23 protein-coding genes and 2 riboswitches are annotated in these 26,165 nt (G+C 68.7%); of the genes, 6 read left to right on the top strand and 17 right to left on the bottom strand.

Annotation, left to right across the window (positions count from 1 at the left end):
* Nucleotides 1-212 precede the first annotated feature (212 nt).
* From ACAM51_RS03375 to ACAM51_RS03365, 3 genes are all read left to right on the top strand, one after another.
* Nucleotides 213-1,142, top strand: a complete 930-nt coding sequence (locus tag ACAM51_RS03375) for an adenylate/guanylate cyclase domain-containing protein (protein WP_218294584.1) — start codon at nucleotides 213-215, stop codon at nucleotides 1,140-1,142.
* 118 nt (nucleotides 1,143-1,260) lie between these two features.
* Entirely contained in the window at nucleotides 1,261-3,843 is a 2,583-nt protein-coding gene (locus ACAM51_RS03370) for a penicillin acylase family protein (protein ID WP_369642734.1), read from the top strand.
* Nucleotides 3,844-3,866: 23 nt separating this feature from the next.
* A complete protein-coding gene (locus tag ACAM51_RS03365) occupies nucleotides 3,867-4,880 on the top strand; it encodes an asparaginase (RefSeq protein ID WP_369642733.1) in 1,014 nt (337 codons plus the stop codon).
* Between the two features lie 76 nt (nucleotides 4,881-4,956).
* Here ACAM51_RS03365 and ACAM51_RS03360 read toward each other — a convergent pair whose 3' ends face one another.
* Nucleotides 4,957-5,598 (bottom strand): hypothetical protein, encoded by a 642-nt coding sequence (locus ACAM51_RS03360; RefSeq protein ID WP_218340981.1) that lies wholly within the window; start codon nucleotides 5,596-5,598, stop codon nucleotides 4,957-4,959.
* A 228-nt stretch (nucleotides 5,599-5,826) separates the two neighbouring features.
* Between ACAM51_RS03360 and ACAM51_RS03355 the strand changes: the two genes are divergently transcribed.
* On the top strand, nucleotides 5,827-6,558 hold the full coding sequence (locus ACAM51_RS03355; protein WP_369642732.1) for a hypothetical protein: 732 nt from the start codon (nucleotides 5,827-5,829) through the stop codon (nucleotides 6,556-6,558).
* A gap of 239 nt (nucleotides 6,559-6,797) precedes the next feature.
* Here ACAM51_RS03355 and ACAM51_RS03350 read toward each other — a convergent pair whose 3' ends face one another.
* The 5 genes from ACAM51_RS03350 to ACAM51_RS03330 all read right to left on the bottom strand — a co-directional run bounded on the left by ACAM51_RS03350 (nucleotide 6,798) and on the right by ACAM51_RS03330 (nucleotide 12,556).
* Nucleotides 6,798-8,072: an acyl-CoA dehydrogenase family protein gene (locus ACAM51_RS03350; RefSeq protein ID WP_369642731.1), complete on the bottom strand. Its 1,275-nt coding sequence runs from the start codon at nucleotides 8,070-8,072 to the stop codon at nucleotides 6,798-6,800.
* 33 nt (nucleotides 8,073-8,105) lie between these two features.
* Entirely contained in the window at nucleotides 8,106-9,191 is a 1,086-nt protein-coding gene (locus ACAM51_RS03345) for a phosphotransferase (protein WP_218294590.1), read from the bottom strand.
* A gap of 23 nt (nucleotides 9,192-9,214) precedes the next feature.
* Nucleotides 9,215-9,934: a Crp/Fnr family transcriptional regulator gene (locus tag ACAM51_RS03340; RefSeq protein WP_218294591.1), complete on the bottom strand. Its 720-nt coding sequence runs from the start codon at nucleotides 9,932-9,934 to the stop codon at nucleotides 9,215-9,217.
* A 193-nt stretch (nucleotides 9,935-10,127) separates the two neighbouring features.
* A complete protein-coding gene (locus ACAM51_RS03335) occupies nucleotides 10,128-10,907 on the bottom strand; it encodes an oxepin-CoA hydrolase, alternative type (RefSeq protein ID WP_218340984.1) in 780 nt (259 codons plus the stop codon).
* A gap of 128 nt (nucleotides 10,908-11,035) precedes the next feature.
* Entirely contained in the window at nucleotides 11,036-12,556 is a 1,521-nt protein-coding gene (locus ACAM51_RS03330; protein ID WP_218294593.1) for a 3-hydroxyacyl-CoA dehydrogenase, read from the bottom strand.
* Between the two features lie 72 nt (nucleotides 12,557-12,628).
* Between ACAM51_RS03330 and ACAM51_RS03325 the strand changes: the two genes are divergently transcribed.
* The gene (locus ACAM51_RS03325) at nucleotides 12,629-14,830 is read left to right on the top strand and encodes a hypothetical protein (protein WP_369642730.1); all 2,202 of its coding nucleotides are present in this window, start codon (nucleotides 12,629-12,631) and stop codon (nucleotides 14,828-14,830) included.
* A 39-nt stretch (nucleotides 14,831-14,869) separates the two neighbouring features.
* On the opposite strand, the gene thiE is transcribed toward ACAM51_RS03325, so the two are convergent.
* From thiE to ACAM51_RS03305, 4 genes are all read right to left on the bottom strand, one after another.
* Entirely contained in the window at nucleotides 14,870-15,772 is a 903-nt protein-coding gene (gene thiE / locus ACAM51_RS03320) for a thiamine phosphate synthase (protein ID WP_218294594.1), read from the bottom strand.
* The gene (locus ACAM51_RS03315) at nucleotides 15,765-16,577 is read right to left on the bottom strand and encodes a thiazole synthase (RefSeq protein WP_369642729.1); all 813 of its coding nucleotides are present in this window, start codon (nucleotides 16,575-16,577) and stop codon (nucleotides 15,765-15,767) included. Before ACAM51_RS03315 ends, thiE begins: the two co-directional genes overlap by 8 nt.
* 83 nt (nucleotides 16,578-16,660) lie before the next feature.
* On the bottom strand, nucleotides 16,661-16,858 hold the full coding sequence (gene thiS, locus ACAM51_RS03310) for a sulfur carrier protein ThiS (RefSeq protein WP_057272784.1): 198 nt from the start codon (nucleotides 16,856-16,858) through the stop codon (nucleotides 16,661-16,663).
* Nucleotides 16,855-17,979: an FAD-dependent oxidoreductase gene (locus ACAM51_RS03305; RefSeq protein ID WP_369642728.1), complete on the bottom strand. Its 1,125-nt coding sequence runs from the start codon at nucleotides 17,977-17,979 to the stop codon at nucleotides 16,855-16,857. Before ACAM51_RS03305 ends, thiS begins: the two co-directional genes overlap by 4 nt.
* Nucleotides 17,980-18,033: 54 nt before the next feature.
* Nucleotides 18,034-18,197: riboswitch (TPP riboswitch) on the bottom strand.
* Nucleotides 18,198-18,265: 68 nt separating this feature from the next.
* On the opposite strand from ACAM51_RS03305, the gene thiD reads away from it, so the two are divergent.
* Nucleotides 18,266-19,114: a bifunctional hydroxymethylpyrimidine kinase/phosphomethylpyrimidine kinase gene (gene thiD, locus ACAM51_RS03300; RefSeq protein WP_369642727.1), complete on the top strand. Its 849-nt coding sequence runs from the start codon at nucleotides 18,266-18,268 to the stop codon at nucleotides 19,112-19,114.
* 68 nt (nucleotides 19,115-19,182) lie between these two features.
* Here thiD and ACAM51_RS03295 read toward each other — a convergent pair whose 3' ends face one another.
* The 7 genes from ACAM51_RS03295 to cysD form a co-directional block, all read right to left on the bottom strand.
* Complete coding sequence (locus ACAM51_RS03295; RefSeq protein ID WP_369642726.1) at nucleotides 19,183-20,463, bottom strand: cytosine permease; 1,281 nt, start codon at nucleotides 20,461-20,463, stop codon at nucleotides 19,183-19,185.
* Nucleotides 20,464-20,535: 72 nt separating this feature from the next.
* A riboswitch (TPP riboswitch) is annotated at nucleotides 20,536-20,640 on the bottom strand.
* 36 nt (nucleotides 20,641-20,676) lie between these two features.
* Nucleotides 20,677-21,558, bottom strand: coding sequence for a helix-turn-helix domain-containing protein (locus ACAM51_RS03290; protein ID WP_218294599.1), 882 nt, complete (start codon nucleotides 21,556-21,558; stop codon nucleotides 20,677-20,679).
* Nucleotides 21,559-21,570: 12 nt separating this feature from the next.
* Nucleotides 21,571-21,930 (bottom strand): nuclear transport factor 2 family protein, encoded by a 360-nt coding sequence (locus ACAM51_RS03285; RefSeq protein ID WP_369642725.1) that lies wholly within the window; start codon nucleotides 21,928-21,930, stop codon nucleotides 21,571-21,573.
* Between the two features lie 128 nt (nucleotides 21,931-22,058).
* Nucleotides 22,059-23,114, bottom strand: coding sequence for an NAD(P)/FAD-dependent oxidoreductase (locus ACAM51_RS03280; RefSeq protein WP_369642724.1), 1,056 nt, complete (start codon nucleotides 23,112-23,114; stop codon nucleotides 22,059-22,061).
* A 124-nt stretch (nucleotides 23,115-23,238) separates the two neighbouring features.
* The gene (fdxA, locus tag ACAM51_RS03275; RefSeq protein WP_055393870.1) at nucleotides 23,239-23,568 is read right to left on the bottom strand and encodes a ferredoxin FdxA; all 330 of its coding nucleotides are present in this window, start codon (nucleotides 23,566-23,568) and stop codon (nucleotides 23,239-23,241) included.
* A gap of 114 nt (nucleotides 23,569-23,682) precedes the next feature.
* Nucleotides 23,683-25,050, bottom strand: a complete 1,368-nt coding sequence (locus tag ACAM51_RS03270; protein ID WP_369642723.1) for a sulfate adenylyltransferase subunit 1 — start codon at nucleotides 25,048-25,050, stop codon at nucleotides 23,683-23,685.
* Complete coding sequence (gene cysD / locus ACAM51_RS03265) at nucleotides 25,050-26,018, bottom strand: sulfate adenylyltransferase subunit CysD (RefSeq protein ID WP_218294603.1); 969 nt, start codon at nucleotides 26,016-26,018, stop codon at nucleotides 25,050-25,052. The genes ACAM51_RS03270 and cysD overlap by 1 nt, the downstream gene beginning before the upstream one ends.
* Nucleotides 26,019-26,165: the final 147 nt, after the last annotated feature.

Genomic DNA, 26,165 nt, shown 5'->3' with positions numbered 1-26,165 from the left:
GCCGGCAAATCGCGGGTGGCAACCGCCGCCATGTGCCGCCGGGCCCACGAAATTCACTTTGCCTGGGGCACCCCCGCGGCGCCGTCAGGTCCCGGGTGGCGCCATCGGACGCCTGGCGGCGCCAGGCAACGATTCTTGACGCTTTCATGGGTGCGCCGCCAGGGCGCTTGCACTAAACTGATTCACATGATGTTACCAATAGGCCGGTGTCCATGAGCGTGCTGTCGACGATGGTCTTTGCGGACATCTCGGGCAGCACCGCCTTGTATGAAGCGCTGGGCAACGAGCGCGCCACCGAGGCGGTGACCCAGGTCACGCAATGGATCAGCGACACCATCCAGACGCACGGGGGGCGGGTGGTCAAGAAGCTGGGCGACGGGGTGCTGGGCGTTTTTGGCGATGCCGCCAGCGCCGTATCCGCCATGGCGGCCATGCTGCGCGAGCACAAGGCCCGCCAGGAGCGCTGGCCCCAGCCCTTGCGCATGGAGGTGCGCGTTGGCGTGGCCAGCGGCGAAGTGGTGGACGTGGATGGCGACTGCTATGGCGATGCCGTCAACGTCGCCTCCCGGCTGTGCGAGCGGGCCGGCCCGGCCGAGATCTGGGCCACCGAGACCACCGTGCTGCTGGCGGGGGCCGCGCCGGATGTCTGGTACCGCAAGCTGGGCATGATGGACATTCGCGGCAAGGCCGAGCTGCTGATGCTCTACCACGTGGAGTGGCGCGAGGACGAGGCGCCCGACTCCCTCACCATGCAGGCTTCCCTTGTCAGCAACTTTGCGCCGGCAGACTCGATCCTGGGGCACATCCAGTTCTCGTGGCACGGCGTGGACCGCACCTTCACCTCGTCCGACGCCCCCGTCCTGGTGGGGCGGGCGCTGCACGCCCAGCTGTGCGTCGACGATCCGCGCGTCTCGCGCCTGCATGCGCGCATCGACTGGCGCAACAGCGGCTTCGTCCTGACGGACATGAGCAGCTTTGGAACCTGGGTGCGGTTCGAGGGCAGCGATTCGCCCGTGCGGCTGCGGCGCGATGCCTGCATCCTGCATGGCACCGGGCACATCGCGCTGGGCGTTTCCTTCACGGAGCCCAGTGCGCCGACCATGAGCTTCCACGTGGCCGGAGGCAGCGTGCGCCTGCGCTGACGGGCTGCGCGAGGGACTTCCGCCATGGGGCTGCCCGGGCGCCGGGCACCTCCTTCGGGCCGGTCGCGGCCCGGGCGATACGGACACACGACACACCCAACAACAGGAGACAACAAAGATGGCATGGATGAAGCGGACGGCCCTGGGGCTGGTGGCGGCGGCGCTGCTGGCAGGCGCGGGCGCGGCGGTGTATGTGCAGCGGAGCTTTGCGAAACTCGACGGCGAACTGGGCGTGGCGGGGCTGGGCAGCGCGGTGCAGGTGCGGCGCGATGGGGCCGACGTGGCCCACATCCAGGCGCGCACGCCACAGGACGCCTGGTTCGCGATGGGGTATGTGCACGCGCAGGAGCGCACCTGGCAGCTGGAGTTCAACCGCCGGGTCATGCATGGCCAGCTGTCGGAGGTCTTCGGCCCCGCGACGCTCGAAACCGACAAGCTGATGCGCGCTCTGGACATCATGGGCGCGGCCCGGCGCCAGTACGCAGGCCTGCCGCCCTATGCCAAGGAGGCCTTGCAGGCCTACAGCAAGGGCATCCACGCGTTCCACCTGAAACGGCCCCAGGCCCTGCCCCCCGAATTCCATGTGCTCGGCGTCCAGCCTGGCGGCGCGGCGGGCGCGGTGTGGGAGCCCGAGGACAGCGTGGGCTGGGCGCTGATGATGGCGCTGGACCTGGGCGGCAACTGGGGAACGGAATTCGCGCGCCTGTCGGTCGCGCGGACGCTGGACACCGACCGCCTGTGGCAATTGATGCCACCCTATCCGGGCGAGAAGCCGGCCGCATCGGCCGACCTCGCCGCGCTGTACCGGCAGCTTGGGGTGTACCGCGCGGCTGGCGCGGGCTCCACGGCGGCCGGGCCGGGCGGTGCCGACGGACTGGCGGCGGCCAGCGGGGCAGCCAGCCGCAAGGACGAAGGCCTGCTGTCGCGGCAGATCAGCGCCGGCATGCTGGCCTGGGCCGATGAATTGACGCGCAACGCGGGCACCAACGAAGGCAAGGGCAGCAACAACTGGGTGCTGGCGGGAACCCGCACCGTCAGCGGCAAGCCGCTGCTGGCCAACGACCCGCACCTGGGGCTGTCGGCCCCGGCCATCTGGTACTTCGCCGGCATGCAGGCGCCCGCCGGCACCGCGTCGGACGGCACGCCCATCGCCGCCATCGATGCCGTGGGGGCCACCTTGCCCGGCCTGCCATTCGTGGTGCTGGGGCGCACCGACCGCGTGGCCTGGGGCTTCACCAACACGGGGCCGGACGTGCAGGACCTGTACCTGGAGCAGATCAACCCGGCCGATGCGGCGCAGTACCGCACGCCAGAAGGCTGGGCGCCCTTCACGGTGCGCAGCGAAACCATCCGCGTCAAGGGCGGGGCCGACGTGCAGCTGGCGCTGCGCAGCACCCGCCATGGGCCGGTGCTGAGCGACGTGCAGAAGTCGCACGCCGAGGTGCTGGACCTGGGCAAGTACGTGCTCGCGCTGCGCTGGAGCGCGCTGGACGCTGACAACCAGACCGTGCTGGCGGGCTTGAAGACCAACCAGGCCAAGAGCGTGGACGAACTCTTCGAGGGGCTGGCGCACTACCACTCGCCCATGCAGAGCGTGGTGGCCGCCGACGACCAGGGCCACATCCGCTTCAAGGCGGCGGGGCGCGTGCCGCTGCGCGATGCCGCCAACGACATCCGCGGCGTGGCCCCGTCCCCCGGCTGGGATGCGCGCTACGACTGGAAGGGCTGGCTGCCCTACAAACAAACCCCGCAGGACGATGGCAAAGGCAGCGCAGATGGCGCCCAAGGCGCCAGGGGCTGGATCGCCACGGCCAACCAGCGCGTGACGGCGCCGGACTACCCGCACTTCCTCACGCAGGACTGGGCCTTGCCCTACCGCTACGAGCGCATCGCGCAGCTCATCGAGGCCACCGAAAAACACGACGCGGCCAGCATGCAGGCAATCCACCGCGATGTGACCTCGCTGGCCACGCGCCGCCTGCTGCCCCACCTGCAACAGGTGCAGTCCGCACACGCGCTGGCGGCCGCCGCCCAGAAAGAGCTGCAAGGCTTTGACGGCGTGATGGACGCGGGCAAGGCCGCGCCGCTGATCTTCGTGGCCTGGACGGACGAACTCGCGCGCGGCCTCATCATTCCGCGCATCGGTGAAGACCGCTTCACCGCAACCTATGGCAAGCGCGACTACCGCGCGGCGCTCGAAGGCATCCTGGAGCGCAACGACACCTGGTGGTGCCAGCCCGCATCGTGTGCCGGGCAATCTGCCGCTGCCCTGGGCCGCGCGCTCGACCGCCTGCAGGCAGCCTATGGGGCGGACCCGGCCCGGTGGCGCTGGGGCACGGCGCACCCCGCGCTCAGCGTGCACCGGCCCTTTGGCAACGTGCCCGCGCTGGCGCGTTTCTTCGATGTGAGCGTGCCTTCGCATGGCGATGCGTACACCGTGAACGTGGGGCAGTACAACGCGGGCGAGGCCACGGGCCCGTATGTGAACCGCCATGCGGCCTCGCTGCGCGCGGTGTATGACCTGGCCGACCTGGAGCAGTCGCGCTTCATCTACCAGACGGGCCAGAGCGGCCTCGTGTTCTCGCCGCGCTACCGCGACATGAGCACCACGTGGGCCGAGACCGGCTACCGCGCGCTGCAGCGCCAGCCCGCGCGCTGGGTGCACGCGCTGACGCTGACCCCCGCAACCCCCGCGCAGTGACGCGCGCCGCGAGGAGCCACGCCATGGGTTTTGTTCCGTTGATCGAAGTCACCCGGGGCGGCCTGCCCGAGTGCCAGCACTGGGGCGCCGTGGCCGTGGCCCACCGCGAAGGCCGGGTGCTGGCGCGGGTGGGCGACCCGTACACGGTCACCTTCACGCGCTCCACCATCAAGGCGTTCCAGGCGCTGCCCTTCATGCAGGCGGGCGGCGCACGGGCGCTTGGCTGGGGGCCGGGCGAGCTGGCGCTGCTGTGCGCCAGCCACAACGGCGAACCCATGCATGTGGAGCAGGTGGACCGCATGCTGGGCAGCGTGGACCAGGACCACCGCGCGCTGCGCTGCGGCTGCCACCGGCCTCTGTTTGCCGAGCTGGGGCTCGGCCCGTTGCCCGAAGGTTTTGTGCCCGACGAGCGCCACAACAACTGCAGCGGCAAACACGCCGGTTTTGTCGCGCACTGCGTGCGGCAGGGGTTGCCGCTGGACGGCCACCTGGACCCGGCCCATCCGCTGCAGGTGGCGATCCGGGAGCATGTCGCGAAGGCAGTGGGGCTCGCACCCCATCAGCTGGCCATGGGCATCGACGGCTGCTCCGCCCCCAACTACGCCATGCCCCTGGCACACCTGGCGCGGAGCTATGCGCGGCTGGCGGGCGGCGCGCCGGATACCGACCTGCACGAGAGCCTGACCGCGCTGGCCGATGCCATGGTCGCGCGGCCCGAGCTGGGCTCGGGCACCGGACGGCACGACCTGGACTTCATGCGCGCAGGGCAGGGCGACTGGGTGTCCAAGACCGGGGCCGACGGCGTGCAGGTGGTGGGCAGCCGCAGCCGGGGCGAAGCCTTCGCGCTCAAGGTCATGGACGGCAACATGGTGGCGCAGGTGGCGGCGGCGGTGGAGGTGATGGACCAGCTCGGCTGGCTCGACACCCGCCAGCGCGAAGCGCTGGCCCCGCGCCGGTCCGCGCGCATCGCCAACGCCAAGGGGCTGCAGGTGGGCGAGCGGAAGGCGGTGTTCAGGCTGGAGCCGGCCGGCGGCTGAAGACCGGGCACGGGGCAAAGCCGGGCCCCGCGCGGCGCCTGTTCAACGGAATTTGATAAAAAATGCCTCCAGCGCACTACTGGTAAGCGCTGGCAGCTACAAAAATAGTAGCAAACGGCTCCGTATCCGGCAGCACATAGATCACGCCGCGCGACTGGCCGAAAAGCGGCGCGATGAACTGGTTGTAGAACGCCTCGGGCGCATTCACGCAGCCGTAGCTGATGCGCTTGTCCTGCGCGCCCTGGCTGGCCAGGCGCTGGTGACGGCGCTCGGCGGCGCTCACGCTGCGCACCCGGTGCAGCGACACGGCGGCGTCGTAGTCGATCCAGACGATGTCGTCGCCCTTGAGGTTGCGCCCGGGCTCGGTGACGAAGCGGCCCGCGGGCGTGGTGCGCTCTTCGGGGCGGATCTGCGACAGCGGCCGCTGGCCGATGTCGGGGGCGGACCGGTCGCCCAGCGCCGCACCCAGCAGCACTGGCGCGCTGCCCAACCATTGCCCCCGGGCCGAGAACACATGGATGCGGGCGGCGGGCTTGTCGATCACGGCAAAAGGCAGGCCCTGGTGGTCGGCGGTGTCGGTGGCCCAGCGCACCAACCGGCGCGCCGTGGGCGAGGCATCCTTGGGCAATTCCGCAGCGCCGACAGGCAGAGTGGCCAGCACACAAGAAGCAGCCAGGGCGGTCAGCGCGAACCGGCGGTTCGCAGTCACAAAAAACATGTCTTCATCCAAAAAAGCGTGCTCATACGCACCGCCGCCGACACTGGCGCGCTGGAGGCCCGTGCACCCGTGGATCTGGCTTCGCCAGTCCACCGGGTGCGTCCCCGTCGGGGGAAGGCGCCATCGGGCGGCTCAGGGTGCTTCCGCCAGGGGGCTTCCTTCCCCCGCCAATGCCCTCAATAATGCCTGCACCCGCGACTCTTGCGAAGCTCCTGCTTCGTCCCTGCAATGTTCGACCGCCTCCGCAAAGCATTCAGCGCATCCGGCAGTTCCGCGTCCACCCCGGGCCGGCCGGTGACCAACCGCGACGTATCCCGCTGGGCGGCCGGCCAGCGGCTGGCGATCGTGGCGCATGCGACCGACGGGCATTTCGACCTGGGCGGCGATATCCACGGCCACCCCTGGCGGCTGGAATGCGGCGCGCCCACGCGCGACTATGTGCAGGGCCTGGAGCTGCGCGGCCGCGCCGACGTGAGCGCCGACCCGGATGCCGCGGTGATGGTGATCAACCGGCCCTTGCAGGAGGTGCTGGAGGGCACCGCCTACGACGCCATCACGGACACATTGCAGACCGCCGTGAGCAGCAGCCTGCCCGAGGAAATGCGCTGGCTTTCGATGTACGAGGAAATGTCCTGGCCCGGCCTGCCCGCGTCGTTCCGCGAGCATTTCACCGTGGTGTCCGAGCGCATCGAGCTGGCCCAGCGCTGGATCCATGCGCCCGTGGTCTCGCAGCTGCTCAACGCGGTGGAAGGCGAGGGCGGCGCCGAGCGGGCGAAATCGCCGCTGGTGCTGATGCTGGCGCGGGGTCGCGTCTATCTGCGCATGGAGCACACGCAGCGCAGCCTGGCCGAGATCGCGCATGCCAAGCAGCTGCTGCTGGTGGCGGGGCAGGCCGCGCTGCAGAACCTGCCGCCCATGTCGGTGGCAGGGCCGGACGACGAGCCGGGCATTGCCGGGTAGCGTTGCAAGCGCCCGCCAAACGAAAACGGGGCCAGTGGCCCCGTTGTTCATGGTGCGGCATGCACCCACCCCGCAAAACTGGCGCGCTCCAGGCGAGTGCACCGTGGAACTGGTGTCGCCAGGCCACCGGGTGTGTCCCCCTCCCGCGTGCTACGCGAGCGAGGGGCTGAGTGCCGCGGCTCCCCGCATGCCTGCGCACGCTGGGACGGCAGCAAAGAGCTGTCGCCTCGGGCGGAGCTTCATCCTCCGCGCGTGACGGGTACGCCCGCGTCGCGGCCGTAGGTGCCGTACTTGCCCAGCTCCCACTTGGCGATCGCGTTGCGGTGCACCTCGTCGGGGCCGTCGGCAAAGCGCAGCGTGCGCGCATTGGCATAGGCATAGGCCAGCGGGAAGTCATCGCACATGCCGCCACCGCCATGCACCTGCATGGCCCAGTCGATCACCTGGCAGGCCATGCTGGGCGCCACCACCTTGATCATCGCGATCTCGGTCTTGGCGACCTTGTTGCCGGCCACGTCCATGAGCCAGGCGGCCTTGAGCGTGAGCAGGCGCGCCATGTCGATCTTGCAGCGGGCCTCGGCGATGCGCTCCTGCGTCACGGTCTGCTGGGCCACGGTCTTGCCGAAGGCCGTGCGCGACGAGGCGCGCTTGCACATCAGCTCCAGCGCACGCTCGGCCAGCCCGATGAGGCGCATGCAGTGGTGGATGCGCCCGGGGCCCAGGCGGCCCTGGGCGATCTCGAAGCCACGGCCCTCGCCCAGCAGGATGTTGGAGACGGGCACACGCACGTTCTCGAAGGTCATCTCGACGTGGCCATGGGGCGCGTCGTCGTAGCCAAACACATTGAGCGGGCGAATGACGGTGATGCCCTTGGCGTCCGCCGGCACGAGCACCATGCTCTGCTGCGAATGGCGGGGGGCATCGGGGTCGGTCTTGCCCATGGTGACGAACACCGCGCAGCGTGGATCGGCCGCGCCGGAGATCCACCACTTGCGGCCGTTGATGACGTATTCGTCGCCCTGGCGCTCGATGCGCGTTTCGATGTTGGTGGCGTCGCTGGATGCCACGGCCGGCTCGGTCATGGCAAAGGCCGAGCGGATCTTGCCCTCGAGCAGCGGCTTGAGCCAGCGGGCCTTGTTGGCGTCATCGCCGTAGCGCGCGATGGTCTCCATGTTGCCGGTGTCGGGCGCCGAGCAGTTGAACACCTCGCTGGCCCATGGCACGCGGCCCATGATCTCGGCCAGCGGGGCGTATTCCTGGTTGGTCAGGCCCGCGCCGTCGTATCCGGAGGCCGCCGCGCTGTCCACCGGCAGGAACAGGTTCCACAGGCCTGCCGCCTGGGCCTTGGGCTTGAGGTCCTCGATGGTCTTGAGCGCGCTCCAGCGCTTGCCCGCCGCCGTGTTGGCCGCCAGCTCGGCGGAGTAGGTGGCTTCGTTCGGATAGACGTGGTCATCCATGAACTGGAGCAGCCTGGCCTGCAGTTCCTTGGTTTTGGGCGAGTAGTCAAAGTCCATGGGTTTCTTCTCCGTTGGTAATCGTGGGGCGCCTCATCCCCGCTGCGCGAACGACCAGGCCAGCTCGGCCATCGGCCGTGCCGTGTCGCCCGAGGCCTTGGCCTGCGCGCTGGAGGCGGTGCCCGCCTCCACCCGCTTGGCGATGCCCTGCAGGATGGCGGCGATGCGGAACATGTTGTAGGCGAGGTAGAAGTTCCAGTCGGCGCGCAGCGCCTCGGGCGTGGCGATGCCGGTGCGCTCGCAGTAGCGGCGGATGTAGCTGTCTTCGCCGGGGATGCCCAGGGCCGCCAGGTCCTGCCCGGCGATGCCCCGGCCCATGGCGGCGGGGATGTGCCAGCTCATGCAGTGGTAGCTGAAGTCGGCCAGCGGGTGGCCCAGCGTGGACAGCTCCCAGTCGAGCACGGCGATCACGCGGGGCTCGGTGGGGTGGAACATGAGGTTGTCCAGCCGGTAGTCGCCGTGCACGATGGACACGTGGCCTTCATCGCGCGCGCTCGCCGGCATGTGGGCGGGCAGCCATTCCATGAGCTTGTCCATCTCGGGAATGGGCTGGGTGATGGAGGCCACGTACTGCTTGCTCCAGCGGCCGATCTGGCGGTCGAAATAGTTGCCCGGCTTGCCATAGCCGGCCAGGCCCCGGTCGGCGAACTTCACGGTGTGCAGCGCAGAGATCACGCGGTTCATCTCGTCGTAGATGGCGCCGCGCTCGGCGGGCGACATGCCGGGCAGCGACTGGTCCCACAGCACGCGGCCCTGCATGCACTCCATCACGTAGAAGGCGCGGCCGATGACCGACTCGTCCTCGCACAGCACGTGCATGCGGGGCACGGGCACGTCGGTGCCATGCAGGCCGCTCATCACCGCGAATTCGCGCTCGATGGCGTGGGCCGATGGCAGCAGCCTGGCCACGGGGCCGGGCTTGGAGCGCATCACGTAGTGGGCGCCGGGGGTGATGAGCTTGTAGGTGGGGTTGGACTGCCCGCCCTTGAACATCTCCACCGTCAGGGGGCCGGCAAAGCCTTCCATGTTCTGCGTGAGCCAGGCGGTCAGCGCGCCGATGTCGAACGCGTGCTGGTCGGAGACGGGACGGGTGCCAACGAAATGGTCAAAGTTGCTCATGGACGGGGCGAGGGTTCGGTCAGTCAGTTGTCGGTTTCAGCAATGCGCATGAGGGCGTCGCGATCGCGCACCACCAAGCCGCCCGGCTCGATGCGGATGGCGTCCTCGCGCTCCATGGCCTTGAGCTCCTGGTTCACCCGCTGGCGCGATGCGCCCAGCAGCTGCGCCAGTTCTTCCTGCGCCAGCTGCAGGCCGATGCGCATCTCGCTGCCGTCCGACAGGCTGGGAATGCCGTAGCTGCGCACCAGGTGCACGAGCTGCTTGGCCAGCCGCGCGCGCAGCGGCAGGGTGTTGAGGTCTTCCACCAGGCCGTAGAGCTGGCGGATGCGCCGCGCATGCAGGCGCAGCATGGCTTCGTAGAACTCGGTATGCGCCGCGAGGATCTTGCGGAAGTCGGCCTTGGCCACGCACAGGATCGTGGTGTCGCCGTGCGCATAGGCATCGTGCGTGCGCCGATCCCCGTCGAAGATCGCCACGTCGCCGAACCAGATGCCCGGCTCCACATAGGTCAGCGTGATCTGCTTGCCCGAGATGGAGGTGGAGCTCACCCGCACCGCGCCGCGCGCGCACGCAATCCACTCCTCGGGCGGGTCGCCGCGCGCGGCGATGAGGCCGCCGTCCTTGAAGCGTTTGACGTATGCACATCGCAGGATGTCGTGGCGTAGTGAAGGTGAGAGGGAAGAAAACCAGCGACCTGAGTTGATCGCTTCACGTTCTTCGATAGTAAGAATCGGGTCGTCCATGGTCTGTCTTTTGTGTGACTGGAAACAGGCCCATTGTCGCGTCAGGGACCTTCGCGCAGCGTCAGGGTTGTCACCTGCGTGTCTGCAGCAGGCCCGCCATGCAAAAGCCCCTGGGTGCTTGGCGGCATCCCAGGGGCTTCATCGTGGATGGTGGTGGCCCTCGGCGTGCGGTCACCGCCGGCAGCGTGCGGGGCTATTCGTAGCGGGGCACACGCTTTTCAAGGAACGCGGTGATGCCCACGCCGCCGTTGGCATGGTGCAGGTTGGTCACGAAGTGATTGCGCTCCTGGCCCAGGTGGTGGGTGAGGCTTGCATGGGGTGCTTCATTGATCAGCTCCTTGATGCTGGCCAGCGCATTCGGCGCACGCGCATTGAGTTGCTCGGCCAGGGCGAGCGCGGCATCGAGTGCGCCCCCAGTTTCGGCAAGTCGGTTGACCACGCCCAGCGCGTGCAGGCGCTCGGCGCCAATGCGGTCGCCACACATCAGGATCTCCGTGGCCACCTGGCGGGGCAGGGCATGCACCAAGCTCCAGCTCGCGCCGCCGTCCGGGGACAGGGCCACGTTGCTGTAGGCCATCACGAACACGGCATTGCGCGCGGACACGATGAAGTCGCAGGCCAGCGCCAGCGAGAAGCCGGCACCGGCGGCGGCCCCCTCCACCGCGGCGATCACGGGCTTGGGATAGGTGCGGATGGTCTCGATCCAGTTGTGCAGCCCCTCGATGCTCTGGGCCTGCACCTCCGGGTCCTGCTGGCGGTTGGCCAGCAGGCGCTGCAGGTTGCCTCCCGAACAGAACATGCCGTCCGCGCCCGTGATGACCACGCTGCGGATGTCGGGGCTGCTTTCGGCCACGCCCAGCGCCTCCACGCCCGCCGCGTACATCGCAGGGTCGATGGCATTGCGCCGTTCGGGATTGCGAAGGGTCAGGATCAGGGTCTGGCCCTGGCTGGTGCTCTGGAGTTCTGCGGGCATGTGCGTGGGTTACCTTGTGAAGGGCTGCGGACGGTTCACGTGGGGGTGTGCAGTCGGTCTGGAAGCAGGGCCCGTGCGGTGCGCGCGGCCGGCGCCAGCGGCCGCCGCGCCCCGCAAGGAGCCTTCATTCATTCCTCCACATGCGTGAGGCTCAGGCCGATCGCGCCGCGCCGGCGCAGCCAGGGGCTGGGGCGGTAGCGGGTGTCGCCATAGACGGTCTGCATGTTGAACAGCACTTCCAGGATGTTGGTGGGACCCCAGCGGTCGCCCATGGCCAAAGGCCCCAGCGGATAGCCCAGGCCCAGCGTGACGGCGGTTTCCAGGTCCTTGGGGGAGCAGATGCCTTGCTGGCAGATGTCGCTGGCGATGTTCACGATGGTGGCCACCACGCGCTGCGTGACGAAGCCGCCGCTGTCGCGGATCACGCTCACCGCCTTGCCGTCGCGGGCGAACAGCGCATGCGCCGCGTTGCGGATGTCCACGCGCGTGGCCGGGTTGGTCGCCAGCACGCGGCGCCTGGTGGCGGCATCGTCGATCAGCATGTCGATGCCGATGGTGCGGGCCGGGTCCAGGCGCTCGACCACGGCGACGGTGGTCACGTCAAAGCCCAGCGGCGCGACGAGCGTGATGGCCTGGGGCGAGGGCGATGGGCCGGTTTCGATGGTGGCGCCCAGGTCCTTCAGCAGCTGGTACAGCTCGGCGCGCCGTGCCGCGCGGGGCGACACCCATACCGGGGGAAGGTCGGTCACCACCGGGGGCGGTGCCTCTGCGGGGATTTGCGCCACGCCCTCCACGTAGCGGTAAAAACCTTCTCCCACCTTCTTGCCCACCACGCCGCCGGCCAGGCGCTGCGCGGTGATCACGCTGGGGCGAAAACGCGGCTCGTCGTAGTACTGGCGGTAGATGGATTCCATCACCGGGTGCGACACGTCCAGCGCGGTGAGGTCCATGAGCTCGAACGGGCCGAGCTTGAAACCCACCTGGTCGCGCAGGATGCGGTCGATGGTGGCGAAGTCGGCCACGCCTTCGCCCACGATGCGCAGGGCCTCCGTGCCGAAGCCGCGCCCCGCGTGGTTCACGATGAAACCCGGGGTGTCCTGCGCCTGAACGGGGGTGTGGCCCATCTCTTTGGCATAGGCCGCCAGGGCGGTGCAAATCGCGGGGTCGGTCTTGAGGCCCGCGATGACCTCGACAACCTTCATCAACGGCACCGGATTGAAGAAGTGAAAACCCGCCAGCCGCTGCGGGCGCTGGAGCGCCGCCCCAATCGCGGTCACGGACAGGGACGAGGTGTTGGTGGCCAGCACGGCATCGCTGCGCACCACGGACTCCAGTTCGGCAAACAGCTTCTGCTTCACATCCAGCCGCTCGACGATGGCTTCGATCACCAGGTCACACGCGGCCAGATCGGCCACTGCCTGCACCGGGTGCAGCCGCGCAGCGAGGGCCGTGGCTTGATCGGCATCAATGCGCCCTTTGGCGACCAGCTTGCTCCATTGGTCTTGGAGCGCAGCCTGGGCGGCCTGGGCGGCGCCTGGGGTTGCGTCGAGCAGAAAAACCTGGCTGCCGGCCTGCGCGGCGATCTGTGCAATGCCCCGACCCATGGCGCCGGTGCCCACGATTGCGATGTTGGGAAACTGAATTTTCATAGCGCCATTATGGCTGTGGCGTTGCGTGGGACTTATGTGCAAGAATGGGCTGCGCCAAAAACAGAATTTATTGTGAAAATCCGTAACACCATTTTTGGGACCGGTCTGTGGGTGGTTGCTGCGGGCGCCTCGGCACTTTCGCTGGGAGGCAGCAGAGGCACGGTGGTGTTGGGTGCACCGGTGGATCTGTCGTTCGATGTGCAGCCCGATCCAGGCACGGACGTGGCCTCTTCCTGTGTGACGGCGCAGCTGAAGGCGGGGGATACGCCGGTTGGCGATGCCAGGGTGCGTGTCGTGCCCCTGCCCGACATGCGCGGGCGTTCACCGGCCGTGCGGGTGCAGGCGGCCATCGCGGTGGATGAGCCTGTGTTGCTGGTCACCTTGTCGGCGGGATGCACGGGCAAGGTCACGCGCACCTACACTTTTCTTGCGGAACTTCCCGTCACGATGGCCCGGTCGGCGGCGCCGATCGATGTCGCGCGGCTGCCTTCTTTCCCCGAAGGTGGCACGGAGGCCCCCGGTGCGTCCCCGGGCGCGGCGGGCCAGCGAGCGGCCAGGCCGGCAGCACCCGCGGCGGCACCTTCTCCACCATTGCCTTCCGTGATCCGGTCCGCCACGGCACCGCCTCCCGCCGGCGCGGCGGAGCCCGTTTCCCGCAGTGCGCCCGCACGGCAGCCAGCGCGCGGCACGGCACGGCCCCCGGCCAGCGCCGCGTTGCCCCCGGCCAAGGGCACGGCGCAGGTGGCAAGGCCTGCGGACCAGGCCCGGCTCGTGGTCGAGCCGCTCGATATCTGGGTGGACCGGCCGGTGGCATTGCGTTCATCGCCCGGGTTGTTGGCCCTTCCTTCGGAGCAAGCCTCCGCGCAGCGCACCGAGGCCGCCGCCGTGTGGAAGGCGCTGAATGCCCAGCCGGATGATGCCCGCCAGGACAGCGGCCGGCTCAAGGCGCTGGAGAACGATGTGGCCACGCTGCGTGCGCAGGCGGCCCGCGACCGGGCCAGCGCGGCGCAGTTGCAGCAGCAGCTGGAACTGGCCGAGAACGACAGATTCCCGGCCACGGTGGTGTATGTGCTGGGCGGCTTGCTGTTGCTTGCATTGCTGCTCGCGGCGTGGACATGGACGCGCTTGCGCAGCGCCTCCGACAAGGCGGTGCGCGCGTGGCGCGATTCCGTGGCGGCGCTGGGCGGGCGCGATGCGATGGCCGCGCACGAAGCCGCCCTGGGACTTGCGCCCCATCCGGGCGATGCCTGGCTGTCATCCGGCGAGTCCCCGGCTTCCGAAGCGGCGGCAGTGGCTTCCACCGCAACCGCGGCGCCCGGGCCCGCCTTCGTGGCCACCGCCCCCGTGCCGAGTGCGCCCGCGCCGCTGCCGGCCAGCCCGCCCCCCGCTGCAGCACCGCCCCAGCCCGTGCTGCACATCGTCAGCCCCGAAGAGCTCTTCGACATTCAGCAGCAGGCCGAGTTCTTCATTTCGGTGGGGGAGCACCAGCAGGCCATCGAGGTGCTCAAGAAGCACATCGCCGAGCGGGGCGATACCTCGCCCCTGGCGTATCTGGAGCTTCTGCGGCTTTATCACACGCTGAGCCGGGTGGAGGAGTTCTCGCAACTGCGCGCCCAGTTCATGCGCTCGTTCAATGCGCAGGTGCCCGAATTTACCGGCTTCCACCGCACCGGCCGCATGCTCTATCACTACACCGATGCGCTGGCGGAGATCGAGGCCGAATGGACCTCTCCCTCCGTGCTCGGGCTGCTGGAGAAATTGCTGTTCCGGCAGGACGGCGCCGCGTCGGTGGAGCCGTTTGATCTGGCGGCCTACGACGACCTGCTGCTGCTGCTGGCCATCGCGCAGACCACCCCGGCAAGCGCCCGGGGCGCGCCGGCGCCCCGCAAGCGCACCACGCCACTGGCCGAGCCGCGTGTCGACGCGCAGGTGCTGGCAGCGCCGCCCGTGGCGCCGGCAAGCACAGCGGGGGGCGGCCTGCCGCTGGATTCGCTGTCCGCGAGCCTGGAGTTCGATCTGGGCGAAATGCCTTCGGCCACAGGATGGCCGCCGCAGGAACTGGCGGCCACCGCGCCTTCCATGCCCGACGCTGACACCCGGGGTGCGCCGCTGGACCTCGATCTCTCGGAGCCGCCCCACCTGACGCTCAGCGATTTGCCGCCCGTGCCCGTGACCGCACCACCGTCCTCGGGCCAGGCGGTGGGCTTCGGCATGGACAACGACCTGGTGGAGCTGCGGCTGGAGCTGGAGCAGAAGAAGGCCGACCGCAGCTAGGCCGCGGCGGCTCGCCCTCCGGCCCCCGCGGGCCTGGCCTTACTCCACCATCCCGCGCATGAGCTGCGCGGCCGTGGCTTCGGGGTCGGAGGCATTGACGATGGCCCGCACGACGGCGATGGACCCCACGCCCGTGGCGCGCACCTGGGCAAACTGCTCCGCCCCGATGCCGCCAATGGCCACCTGGGGGTAGTGGCGCAGCAGGCGCGCATAGGCACCCAGCCGGCCCACGCCCTGTGGCGCGGTGGCCATCTTCTTGAGGGTGGTGGGAAACACGGCACCCATGGCAATGTAGCTGGGCCCCACGGCATCTGCGCGCACCATTTCCGCGTAGCCATGGGTGCTGACCCCCAGGCGCAGGCCCGAAGCGCGCAGCGCCCGAAGCTCGTCGGGGGCCAGTGCATCCAGGTCTTCCTGGCCCAGGTGGATGCCGTAGGCGCCCGCCTGGATGGCCACGCGCCAATGGTCATTGATGAACAGCAGGGCGCCCGTGCCCTCGACCGCCTGCACGGCGGCGTGGACCTCCTGCGCAATCGCGTGCTCGTCGGCGGATTTGAAGCGCAGCTGCACCGTGGGCACGCCCGCGCGGGCCATGCGGCCCACCCAGCCGGCATCCGGCAGCACGGCGTACAGGCCCAGCCTTTCCGGGCAGGGGGCGAACGCATCGGCGCGCGGCCGGGGCACCAGGCCAAAGTCCTGTGGCTCGTCGGGCCACTGGGCTGGCTGGAAGGCGCCCGTGCGCAGGCTCTGCGCCATCCAGGCCTGGGCCAGGCATTCCGCGTCGTGGGCAATGAAGCCCAGCGTGCTGCAGGCCTGCAGGGCTGCCAGGTAGGCGGGTTCCTGCCGCGTGGGCTCCGGGACAGGCTCGGCGCCAAAGCCCGCGAAGGTGGGGGCGTGGTGCGCAAGAAGGGCCTGCACCATGGCGCTGGTGTCGTCACGCATGTTGTTCATGGTGCCAGAAGGGGGTGCCGAGCACGGGGGTGCTGGGCTGGGCGGCCTCCTGCGCCGCCATGGCACCGGCCTTGCGCGCGGCACGCCCGGCATTCACGGCGTCGGCGAACGCGCCCGCCATGGCCACCGGGTCCTGCGCCAGGGCCACGGCGGTGTTCAGCAGCACGCCGTCATAGCCCCATTCCATCACCTGGCAGGCATGCGACGGCAGGCCCAGGCCCGCATCCACGAGCATGGGCACGTCCAGGCGCTCGCGCAGCGTCTGCAGTGCATAGGGGTTCACGGGGCCACGCCCGGTGCCGATGGGCGCTGCCCAGGGCATGACGGCCTGGCAGCCCACATCGACGAGCCGCTGGCACAGCACCAGGTCTTCCGTGCAGTACGGCAGCACCTGAAAACCTTCCTTGATGAGGTGTTCCGCCACGCCCACCAGGTTCAGCGTGTCGGGCTGCAGCGTGTAGTCGTCGCCGATCAGCTCCAGCTTGATCCACGGCGTGTTGAACACCTCGCGCGCCATCTGCGCGGTGGTGATGGCCTCTTGCGCGCTGTGGCAGCCGGCGGTGTTGGGCAGCACGGGCACGTTGAGCTTGCGCAGCAGCTCCCAGAAGCTGCTGCCGCTTTCGGCCGGGTTGCTGCCCTGGCGGCGCAATGACGCGGTGACCATGGCGGGCTGCGCGCGCAGCACGGCGGCTTCGAGCACCGCAGGGGATGGGTAGCGCGAGGTGCCCAGCAGCAGGCGGCTGGCGAACTGCTGGCCGTACAGCACCAGGGGGTCTTGGAGCGTCGAGGTGGTCATGAATTTACTATCTTTTTAATAGCTGCTAGCGCTTTGTGGAAAAGCGCCAAGGGCCAATTTGTCTCAAGAAAGAAGGCCGGGGGTCAGCCCCCCGTCACGGGCGAGATGATTTCCACGCGGTCGCCGGGCTGCAGGGCCTGCGCGGCGTAGCGGGTGTTGGGCACAAAGTGGGTGTTCACGGCCACCGCAAACGGAGGGCGTGCCGCGATGGCGGCCACGGCATCGGCCACGGTGGCCCCTTCGGGCAGTTCATGCGGGATCTGGTTGATGGAGATGTTCATGCGAAGGCAGCGGCCGCGCTGGACTGGGAGGCGGGTTTCAGGTCCAGCGCGAGGTCAAAACGTTGCGAAAGCTGCGATTGTCCCGCGTTCAGCACTTCCAGCGTCACATCCAGCATCGCCGGCGCGATCATGAAGCCGTGGCGGTACAGTCCATTGATCTCCAGCACGCCCCGGCGCGGCTGGCGGATGGCGGGCAGGTTGTCGGGCAGCGTGGGGCGGCACTGCGTGGCCAGCTCCAGGATGCGGCCTTCCGCGAAGCCGGGGTGCACGGCGTAGGCGGCGGAGAGCAGCTCCAGCGTCGATCGCACGCTGGCGGGCGAGAGGTCGTCCGATTCGATCTCGGTCGCGCCGATCACGAACAGATGGTCTTGTTTGGGCGCGATGTAGATCGGGTAGCGCGGGTGCACCAGCCGCGTGGGGCGCTGCAGCGTGACATCCGGTGCGTGGATGCGCACCACCTCGCCCCGCACACCCCGCAACGCGGGCCATTGGGCCCTGGCACCGAGGCCGCGGCAGTCCAGCACCCAGTCGGGCTGGCCGGGGGCGCCGGGCGCAAAGGCCTCGGGCGACCGGGGCGCGTGCCAGTGCGCGCGCACGGACAGCCGCTGCATTTCCACCACCAGGGCTGCCAGCAGCTGCCGGTTGTCGAGCTGGCCTTCACCGGGCAGGTACAGCCCCTGCGCAAAGCGCTGCGCCAGCGTGGGCTCCGCCTGGGCCAGCGCGGCGCCGTCGAGCTTTTGCAGCGCGGGCAGCTCGGGCACCGTGTGCTGGTTGGCCTCCAGCTGGCGCGTGAGCCGCTGGGCTTCGGCCGCGTCCTGCCGGTGCCACACGATGAGCGTGCCGGCCTGCTGGAAGAACACGGGCTCGGCCAGCGCCGCCAGCAGCTGCGGCCAGCGGGTGAGGGCATGGTGGCCCATGCGCACCACGCCGGGCTCGGTGATGGCCGATTCGGCCAGCGGCGCCAGCATGGCGGCGGCCACGGTCGCGGCCGAATGCTCGGCGGCCGGGCTGCCCGCGTCATAGATGTCCACACGGTGCCCCTGGCGGGCCAGCTCCACCGCCAGCAATCGGCCCATGAGGCCCGCGCCCAGAATGGCAAAAGAAGAGGGTTGAAGTGGCATAAGTCCGTCTGTCTGTCTGTGTGTTGGCTGGCAACCATGGACAAAACGGGGGCAGGGCCGCTCTTGGAAACTCCCCACGCCAGCATGACCTGGATCGGGTAGCGGGGCCAGTACGCGCCGCGCGGTGCGCAGTGTTCTGTGGTGCCCCAGGGTATTTCTCAGTCGCGCACCCAAGAACCTGTTCAGTTCTCGGCCGCGGGACACCCCTGTTTCGTCCGGAAAAATCAATTACAGCACAACCCGCGGCAGCTCTTTTTGCGCTAACGCATAGGCCATAATTTTTGCCATGACTTCATTGATTCCCCCGACCTCCGCAGCACGCCGCTATGTGCGCGTGCTTTCCATCGCCGGTTCCGACAGCGGCGGCGGGGCGGGCATCCAGGCCGACCTCAAGACCTTCAGCGCCCTGGGCTGCTACGGCATGACGGCCATCACCGCCATCACGGCCCAGAACACCTGCGGCGTCACGGGCATCCACGGCATTCCGCCCGAGATGCTCAAGGCCCAGATCGATGCCGTGGTGCAGGACATCGGCGTGGACGCGGTCAAGATCGGCATGTTGCATTCGCCCGAAGTGGTGCGCGTGGTGGCCGATGCCATCCGCACCTACCAGCTGCCGCACGTGGTGCTCGACCCGGTGATGGTGGCCACCAGCGGCGACCGGCTCATCGCCGCGGAAACCGTGAACGTGCTGGTGCAGGAGCTGTTTCCGCTGGCCGAGGTGATCACCCCCAACCTGGACGAGGCCGGCTGGCTGCTGGGGCGCACGATCGAGGGCGTGGATGCGCTGGCAGCTGCGGTGGACGGGCTGCTGGCCCTGGGCGCCCCGGCGGCGCTGCTCAAGGGCGGCCACCTGCCCGGAGACTGGGTGGTGGATGTCCTGGCCACACGCGGCGGCGTGCGGCAGCGGCTGGAGTCCGCACGCATTGCCACGCCCAACGGGCACGGCACGGGCTGCACCCTGTCATCGGCCATCGCGGCACACCTGGCGCGGGGCCTGCCCTTGCAGCAGGCGGTGGAGCGCGCGCGTGCCTACATTCTGGGCGCCATCGCCGCAGGGGCCGATGTGACCACCGGCCGTGGCCATGGCCCGCTCAACCACGGCCATGCGCCCGTGGCGCAGCTGGTGCTTTAAAGGTTTGATTGTTTTTGGCCTCTGGCGCTTATCCAGCAAGCGCTAGATGCTCACAATTCAATAGCGGTTCAACGCACCCGTGGCCCTGTGGCCCAGGCCAGCACAAAACTGAACGCCAGCGCCGGCAGCGCCGAGCCCGCGCCCGGTACCACCTGCGGAGCCAGGTGGTAGACGGCAATCCCCACCAGCCAGATCGCCACCGGGGCCGCGTTCACCCGGCGTGCCGCAGCGAGCAGCGCGGTTGCGTTGGCGCCAAAGGCCAGCCGCCCCAGGATCACGCCGAACAGCGGCACGAACACCGAGCTGAGCAGCAGCAAAAATGGCTCCAGGCTGTGCATGGGCAGCACCAGCGCGAGGCCGGTACACACCACAGCCATGGCCAGGCCCCACTTGCGTACGCCCCAGCGCGGCAGCAGGCTGTGTGCCGACACCGCGCCCGAATACGTGTCGCCATAGGCGTTGTCCACCTCGTCGATCAGGATCAGCGACAGCGCGATCAGCCCGCCCTGGGCCAGCAGCAGGGCCTGCACCAGGTCCTTGCTCGGCAAGGTCAACGCCACCAGCACACCGAGCGTGTAGCACCACATGTTGGCCAGCGCATAGCCCAGCCAGGTGCCGCGCAATGCGGAGCCGCCGTTCTTGCCGTGGCGCGCATAGTCGGCCACCAGCGGCAGCCACGAGATGGGCATCGCGATCACCAGGTCCAGCGCGGGCAGCACGCCCATGCCGCCTTCGCCCTTGCGCGTCCACAGCGCTTCAAAACCCTGGGCCTGCGCCAGCGACAGGAACTGCCACGACAGCCACAGCAGCGACAGCACCACCAGCGGCAGCGCCACGCGCGCGATCACCTTGCGCACCAGCTGCACCATCGATCCGCTGATGAGCAGCATCACCACGCCGCCCCACAGCAGCGTGGCCAGCACGGGCCAATGCGCGCCAGCCATGGTGCCGGACTGCTGGCCGATGGCCACCGTAGCGTCGCGCATCACCACCAGCTCGAACGTGCCCCAGCCGACCAGTTGCACGATGTTCAGGCCGATCGGCAGGCTGGCGAACGTGCTGCCATAGACGGCATGCATCAGCCCGGCGCTGGCCAGGCCGCTGTCGCAGCCCAGCTTGGCCACCCAGCCCAGCAGGCCCGCGCCCACGATGGAGCCGCAGACGATGGCGATCAGCGCCTCTTGCGTGCCCAGCGCGGGCATCAGGTAGGCGCCCACCTGCATGACCAGCAGGCCCACGCCCAGGCTGAACCAGAGCGAGGCGTGGTCGTGCCATTGGAAGACGCGGCGGTCGGGGGAGACGGGGGCCAGCGCTTCGTTGGTGGCGGGCGCGGCGGGGGATGAGGACATGGCAGGCTCCGTGGCAGTACAGAGCAGGGGCGGCCCGCCAGCGCACCCCAAAGTCATTTCATTCTGGGCTGTGCCGAGGCGGACGTGCTTCCCTGCGCGAGGATGATCTCAATCAGGTTCAAAGGGACTCTCTCAGTCGGTTCCGGTGGCCCGGTCCCGACACCCCTAGCGTGGGCGTTCCAGAAGGAACGCGGGGCCATTGTAGTGGGGCGCTCAGGGCGCGGGGCGGGCAATCGGGATCGCGTAGTGCATCACCGAGTCGCCGGACGTCGGGTGGTACTGGGCACCGTAGATTTCCAGATCCGGCCCCAGGGTGTGCGATGGGCCCGCCGACAGCAGCCAGCTGGAGTAGATGTAGTTCACCGTCGCATCGACATTCTGCGCAGGGCCCCGGTGGGTGAAGCGCGCATAGGTCGATGCGGGGATTTCCATGGCCACCATGCCCGGTGGCAAGGCGCCGGGGCCCTTCACCTCGATGCAGGCCAGGTAGCGCAGCGCTTCCGTGTGGGGCCCCGCCGGTGCCACGACGCCATAGCAGACCCCGGGCACGGTGTTCGCAATCTCGCCCAGCCGGGGCAGGAATTTCGCCCACAGGGGCGGCAGCTTCTGGCCCAGGTTGTTCTTTTCGGAATCGATGCCGTAGTAGTCCGTGGGCAGCCCGACCAGCTGCATGGCGGGCTGCTCCTTTATGTCGGGTGCCAGGGAGATGTTGTGGTGAATGTGCGCGAGGTAGCTTTCGTCAAACCGGATCTTGCGCACGAACAGCGAGCGGTTGCCCATCTTGCGGTACTGCGACGGCGTGAGCCGAAAGCAATCCCGAAACGCGCGCGTGAAGCTTTCCTGCGTCTCGTACCCGGACGCCAGTGCGATGTCGAGCACGCTCAGCCGCGTGCTGGTCAACTGCTCCAGCGCCCGCGAGAACCGGCGCGAGCGGATGTAGGTCTTCAGGGTTTCGTTGGTCAGCGCCTTGAAGATCCGCTGGAAGTGCCACTGGCTCATCCCCGCGGCCCGCGCCACCTCGGAAAGCTGGATGTCGGATTCGAGATGGGCTTCGATGAAATCGATGCCCTCCTGGATTTGCCGCAGATAAAGCACGTTGGCGTCCGTTCACGGGGTTTCAAAGAAGCCGGTCATGGCCACGAGCCGGTTCTGGTCGTTGTACCGGCCGTAGCTCACGCCTTCCCCGATCACCTGTCCGCTGCCATCCACCATGTTCCATTTGGCGATGCTCTGCTGGTTGTGGCTGGCGAAATAGTGGGTCACGAAATGCCCGCCGGGCACCTGGCGGTGGAAGTCGTCCATGTAGGCGGTCAGCTGGGTCCAGCCCTGGGCGGTGGCCAGCGGGTCGTTGTAGGTACAGGCGGGGTCGAGGGACTGGGTAAAAAGGGCTGTGCGGTCCGCGGCCGAATCGGTCTTCCACGACGCGGTGTAGGTGTCCCAGATGGATTGAAGGGGTTGTTGGCTCATGGTGTGCTCCTGATGGTGTTGCCGGGAGACGCCATCGTGCCGGGCGCTTGCGCGCCTTTTGGACATTTTGTGCTTATTTGTGGGCGCGCCGTTCGGGCACGGCATGGTGGTGCCCTGATCCGCCTGGACTACGTGCTGGCGGCAGGCGCAGAGGCCGGCGCCACACCCAGCAGCTGGTGCAGCCGTGGGCTCGTGGTGGTGTATTGCAGCGCCACCTTGCCGCCCTTGAGCGCCTCGGCCGCGCCAAAGGCCGCCAGCGTGGCCTCGTGGAAGCCGCACAGGATGAGCTTGCGTTTGCCGGGGTAGGTGTTGATGTCGCCTACGGCGTGGATGCCGGGCACGCTGGTGCGGAAGGCCTCGGTGTCCACCACGAGTTGCTTGCGCTCCAGGGCGATGCCCCAGTCGGCGATGGGCCCGAGCCGGGGGGAGATGCCGAGCACGGCCACCAGCACGTCGAGCGGCAGGGCGCGGCTGCTGCCATCGGCGTCCACCACCTGCAAGGCGGTCAGCTGGTCGCCAGCGGTCTCAAGGCCGGTGATCTGCGCGGCCTCGACGTGGATGCGGCCCGCATCGCGCAGTTGCTGCAGGCGCTGCAGCAGGGCATCCGGGGCCTGGAACACATCGCGGCGGTGCAGCAGGCTCACGCGGGCGGCCTGGCCTTGTTCGGCCAGTTCCACGGCGCGGGCCACGGCGGGCTCGTCGCCGCCGTGCACGACCACATGGCGTCCGGCCACGTGGGCCGTGGAGGGCAGGTTCTGGTAGTGGACCTGGGTGCCCACAAAGCGCTCGATGCCGTCCACCTTGAGCGTGCGCGGCACAAAGGCGCCCACGCCGGCGGCAATGAACACGCTGCGGGCCAGCAGCTGCGCACCTTGCGAGGTTTCGACCAGCAGGCGCCCATCGGCCTGCACGGTGAGTGCGGAGACCAGCGTGCCCAGGTGCCACTGGGTCTTGAACGGCGCAATCTGCTGAAGCAGCAAACCGGCCAGCTCGCGCCCGGTGCACACCGGGATGCCCGGGATGTCGTAGATGGGTTTGTCGCCGTACAGCTCGACGCACTGGCCACCCGCATGAGGCAGGGCGTCGATCAGGTGGGCGGTGATGCCTTGCAGGCCCAGCTGGAAGACCTGGAACAGGCCCACGGGACCCGCGCCGATGACGACGGCGTCGGTTTCTTGAATCATGCTCAAGCCACGCGCGCAGCGCCCGAAACTGGCGCTGCCAAAGACCTGTGCACCCGTGGAACTGGCTTTGCCAGGCCACTGGTGGCGTCCCCTTTGGGGGATGGCGCGAAGCGACTCAGGGAGGTCACTTGACCAGTTCGTTGACCTTGCCCGGCTTGCCGTTCCACTCGTCGGCGTCGGGCAGCGCGGGCTTGCGCTTGGTGATGCTCTTCCAGCCGTCGGCGAAGGCCAGGTCGGCATTGAGCTTGATGAAGGCGATCTGGTCGGCCGGCAGGTCTTCTTCGGCAAAGATGGCGTTGGCCGGGCACTCAGGGATGCAGACGGCGCAGTCGATGCACTCGTCGGGATCGATGACGAGCATGTTCGGGCCTTCGCGGAAGCAGTCCACGGGGCACACGTCCACACAATCGGTGTACTTGCACTTGATGCAGTTTTCGGAGACGACGTGGGTCATGACAAAGGTTGTGTGGGTCGGTGAAAACCCTCAATTTTAGAAGCTTTCACCGACCTTTGGTTACAGGGCCCCTTCCCCGGATGGGGTGACTTGGGGGGGTGGCGCTGATCTGGATCAGTTGACCAGCACGGCGCCAGCGGTTTTGTGGCTCGCGGTGTCCACCAGGATCAGCGATCCGAGCACCCGGGCCTTGCCGAAGGCTGCGGCGGGGATCGGCTCCTGCAGCAGCAGGTCCACATGGCCGATGGCGTTGGGGTCGAGCTGCGTGGCGGCTTCCTCGGCCAGCGTGTGGATGTTGAGCTTGTGCACCACGGCCTTGACCTTGGCCTTGACCCAGCGGTGGCCGTGCAGCGCCCAGTACACGCGGCCGGCGACCAGGGGTTCGTCATCCATCCAGGCCACGGTGGTGCGCAGCTCGCGGCTGGCGGGCCATGCGGGCACGCTGGCCGGCGTGTCGAAGTCGTCCTCGGCGGGGGCGGTGGTGGCCGCAGGCGCGGCCAGAATCCAGTCGCCGCGCGAGACGTCCACCTCGCGGTCGAGGATGAAACCGGCGCTGGTGCCAGCGGGCACGTCGGTGGGGCGGCGGGCATGGTCCAGCACCTGGGCCACGGTGGCCAGCTGGCCGCTGGGGAAGATCTGCACCGGTGTGCCGGGGGTGACATTGCCCGAGGCCACACGGCCCCAGAACACGCGGCGGCCTTGGGATGTGTCGGACGAGGACGAGAACTTCTCGACCCACTGCACCGGGAAGGCCAGGGGCAGCGCCGTGTCGGGGGGCGTGTTGGGCAGGGCTTCGAGCACCTGCAGCAGCGTGGGGCCCTCGTAGCCGCACCAGCCCGCGTGGGCGTCCACCACGTTCCAGCCCTTGAGCGCCGACACGGGCACCGTCGCACGCACGGCGATGCCGGCGGCCTGGGCAAACGCCGCCAGCGCGCCCTGGATGTGCTTCCAGGCGAGGGCGGGGTCTTCCACCGCGTCGAGCTTGTTCACGGCGAACACCAGCGAATGCACGCGCAGCAGGTGGGCCAGCAGGCTGTGGCGGCGGGTTTGCGGCAGCAGGGCGAGGTCGGCGTTCTTCCAGTCGAGCTTGGTGGCATCGACCAGCACCACGGCCGCGTCGGCGCTGCTGGCGGCCGTGACCATGTTGCGGGTGTACTGCTCGTGGCCGGGCGCGTCGCCGATGATGAACTTGCGCTCTTCGGTGGCGAAGTAGCGGTAGGCCACGTCGATGGTGATGCCTTGCTCGCGCTCTGCGCTGAGGCCGTCGGTGAGCAGGGCCAGGTCGGTTTCGCCCTGGCGCTGTACGCCGGCAAGGTGGTCCTGCAGCACGGCCTTGCTGTCCACCAGCAGGCGGCCGATCAATGTGCTCTTGCCATCGTCCACCGAGCCGCAGGTGATGAACTTCAGGGCGGAAATGTGGTCATTTTGGCCGCCAGCGCTTGATGCATAAGCGCTAGTAGCTATCGAATTCATAGTGGTCATCAGAAGTACCCGTCTTTCTTGCGCTTTTCCATCGAGGCGTCGCTGGTCTTGTCATCCATGCGCGTCGCGCCGCGCTCGCTCACGTCGGCGGCCAGGGTCTCGATCACGATGTCGGCGGCCGTGGCCGCCGTGCTCTCCACCGGTGCGGTGCAGGTGATGTCGCCCACCGTGCGAAAACGCACGTCGCGCGTCTGCACCGTCTCGCCCTCGCGCGGCGGGGTCAGCTCGGTCACCGGCATCAGGAGGCCCTTGCGGTCCACCACCTGTCGCTTGTGCGTGTAGTAGATGCTGGGCAGCGCGATGCTCTCGCGGTCGATGTACTGCCACACGTCGAGTTCGGTCCAGTTGCTGATGGGGAACACGCGGAAGTGTTCGCCGGGCTGCAGGCGGGTGTTGAACAGGGTCCACAGCTCGGGGCGCTGGGCCTTGGGCTGCCACTGGCCGAAGCTGTCGCGGTGCGAGAAGATGCGCTCCTTGGCGCGGGCCTTTTCCTCGTCGCGGCGGGCGCCGCCGATGAGCGCGTCGAAGCGGAATTCCTCGATCGCTTCGAGCAGCGTGACCGACTGGTGCACGTTGCGCGATTCGCCGGGGTGGGCCAGGCGCACGGTGCCGCGCGCCATCGAGTCCTCGACGCTGCGCACGATGAGTTCGGCACCCAGCTCCTTGGCACGGAAGTCGCGGAAGTCCGTGACCTCGGGGAAGTTGTGGCCCGTGTCGATCATGAGCAGCGGGTAGGGAATGCCGCCGCCGCTGGCCTTGGTGCCAAACGCTTTTTCGGCGCACTTGAGCATGACCAGCGAATCCTTGCCGCCCGAGAACAGCAGGGTGGGGCGCTCGAAGGCGGCGGCCACTTCGCGCAGGATGAAGATGGTTTCCTCTTCCAGGGCGTCGAGGTGCGAATTGTTCAGGTGGTGGCTCATATTGTTGGTTTTCTTCTCAAGCAGCGCTGAGTCGGTGCGTGCGTTCATGGTCGGGTGCTCTCGGTCATCAGTTCAAAGGCTGCGGCGCATGCCACTGGCGCACTCGAGACCAGTGCACCCGTGGAACCGGCTTTGCCGGGCCACCGGGTGCGTCCCCCTCCCGCGCAGCGAGAGAGGGGGAAGACGCGAAGCGGC

Source organism: Acidovorax sp. A79, assembly GCF_041154505.1.
In the GTDB taxonomy this organism is placed as follows: Bacteria; Pseudomonadota; Gammaproteobacteria; order Burkholderiales; family Burkholderiaceae_C; genus Acidovorax.
Note: the sequence above shows the minus strand (reverse complement) of the source record. Positions and strands in the feature narration are given on the sequence as shown.

Coding starts and splice junctions, on each gene's coding strand:
- ACAM51_RS03375 (WP_218294584.1), top strand. CDS start 213: ATGAGCGTGCTGTCGACGATGGTCTTTGCGGACATCTCGGGCAGCACC.
- ACAM51_RS03370 (WP_369642734.1), top strand. CDS start 1,261: ATGGCATGGATGAAGCGGACGGCCCTGGGGCTGGTGGCGGCGGCGCTG.
- ACAM51_RS03365 (WP_369642733.1), top strand. CDS start 3,867: ATGGGTTTTGTTCCGTTGATCGAAGTCACCCGGGGCGGCCTGCCCGAG.
- ACAM51_RS03360 (WP_218340981.1), bottom strand. CDS start 5,598: ATGTTTTTTGTGACTGCGAACCGCCGGTTCGCGCTGACCGCCCTGGCT.
- ACAM51_RS03355 (WP_369642732.1), top strand. CDS start 5,827: ATGTTCGACCGCCTCCGCAAAGCATTCAGCGCATCCGGCAGTTCCGCG.
- ACAM51_RS03350 (WP_369642731.1), bottom strand. CDS start 8,072: ATGGACTTTGACTACTCGCCCAAAACCAAGGAACTGCAGGCCAGGCTG.
- ACAM51_RS03345 (WP_218294590.1), bottom strand. CDS start 9,191: ATGAGCAACTTTGACCATTTCGTTGGCACCCGTCCCGTCTCCGACCAG.
- ACAM51_RS03340 (WP_218294591.1), bottom strand. CDS start 9,934: ATGGACGACCCGATTCTTACTATCGAAGAACGTGAAGCGATCAACTCA.
- ACAM51_RS03335 (WP_218340984.1), bottom strand. CDS start 10,907: ATGCCCGCAGAACTCCAGAGCACCAGCCAGGGCCAGACCCTGATCCTG.
- ACAM51_RS03330 (WP_218294593.1), bottom strand. CDS start 12,556: ATGAAAATTCAGTTTCCCAACATCGCAATCGTGGGCACCGGCGCCATG.
- thiE (WP_218294594.1), bottom strand. CDS start 15,772: ATGCGTGACGACACCAGCGCCATGGTGCAGGCCCTTCTTGCGCACCAC.
- ACAM51_RS03315 (WP_369642729.1), bottom strand. CDS start 16,577: ATGACCACCTCGACGCTCCAAGACCCCCTGGTGCTGTACGGCCAGCAG.
- thiS (WP_057272784.1), bottom strand. CDS start 16,858: ATGAACATCTCCATCAACCAGATCCCGCATGAACTGCCCGAAGGGGCC.
- ACAM51_RS03305 (WP_369642728.1), bottom strand. CDS start 17,979: ATGCCACTTCAACCCTCTTCTTTTGCCATTCTGGGCGCGGGCCTCATG.
- thiD (WP_369642727.1), top strand. CDS start 18,266: ATGACTTCATTGATTCCCCCGACCTCCGCAGCACGCCGCTATGTGCGC.
- ACAM51_RS03295 (WP_369642726.1), bottom strand. CDS start 20,463: ATGTCCTCATCCCCCGCCGCGCCCGCCACCAACGAAGCGCTGGCCCCC.
- ACAM51_RS03285 (WP_369642725.1), bottom strand. CDS start 21,930: ATGAGCCAACAACCCCTTCAATCCATCTGGGACACCTACACCGCGTCG.
- ACAM51_RS03280 (WP_369642724.1), bottom strand. CDS start 23,114: ATGATTCAAGAAACCGACGCCGTCGTCATCGGCGCGGGTCCCGTGGGC.
- fdxA (WP_055393870.1), bottom strand. CDS start 23,568: ATGACCCACGTCGTCTCCGAAAACTGCATCAAGTGCAAGTACACCGAT.
- ACAM51_RS03270 (WP_369642723.1), bottom strand. CDS start 25,050: ATGACCACTATGAATTCGATAGCTACTAGCGCTTATGCATCAAGCGCT.
- cysD (WP_218294603.1), bottom strand. CDS start 26,018: ATGAACGCACGCACCGACTCAGCGCTGCTTGAGAAGAAAACCAACAAT.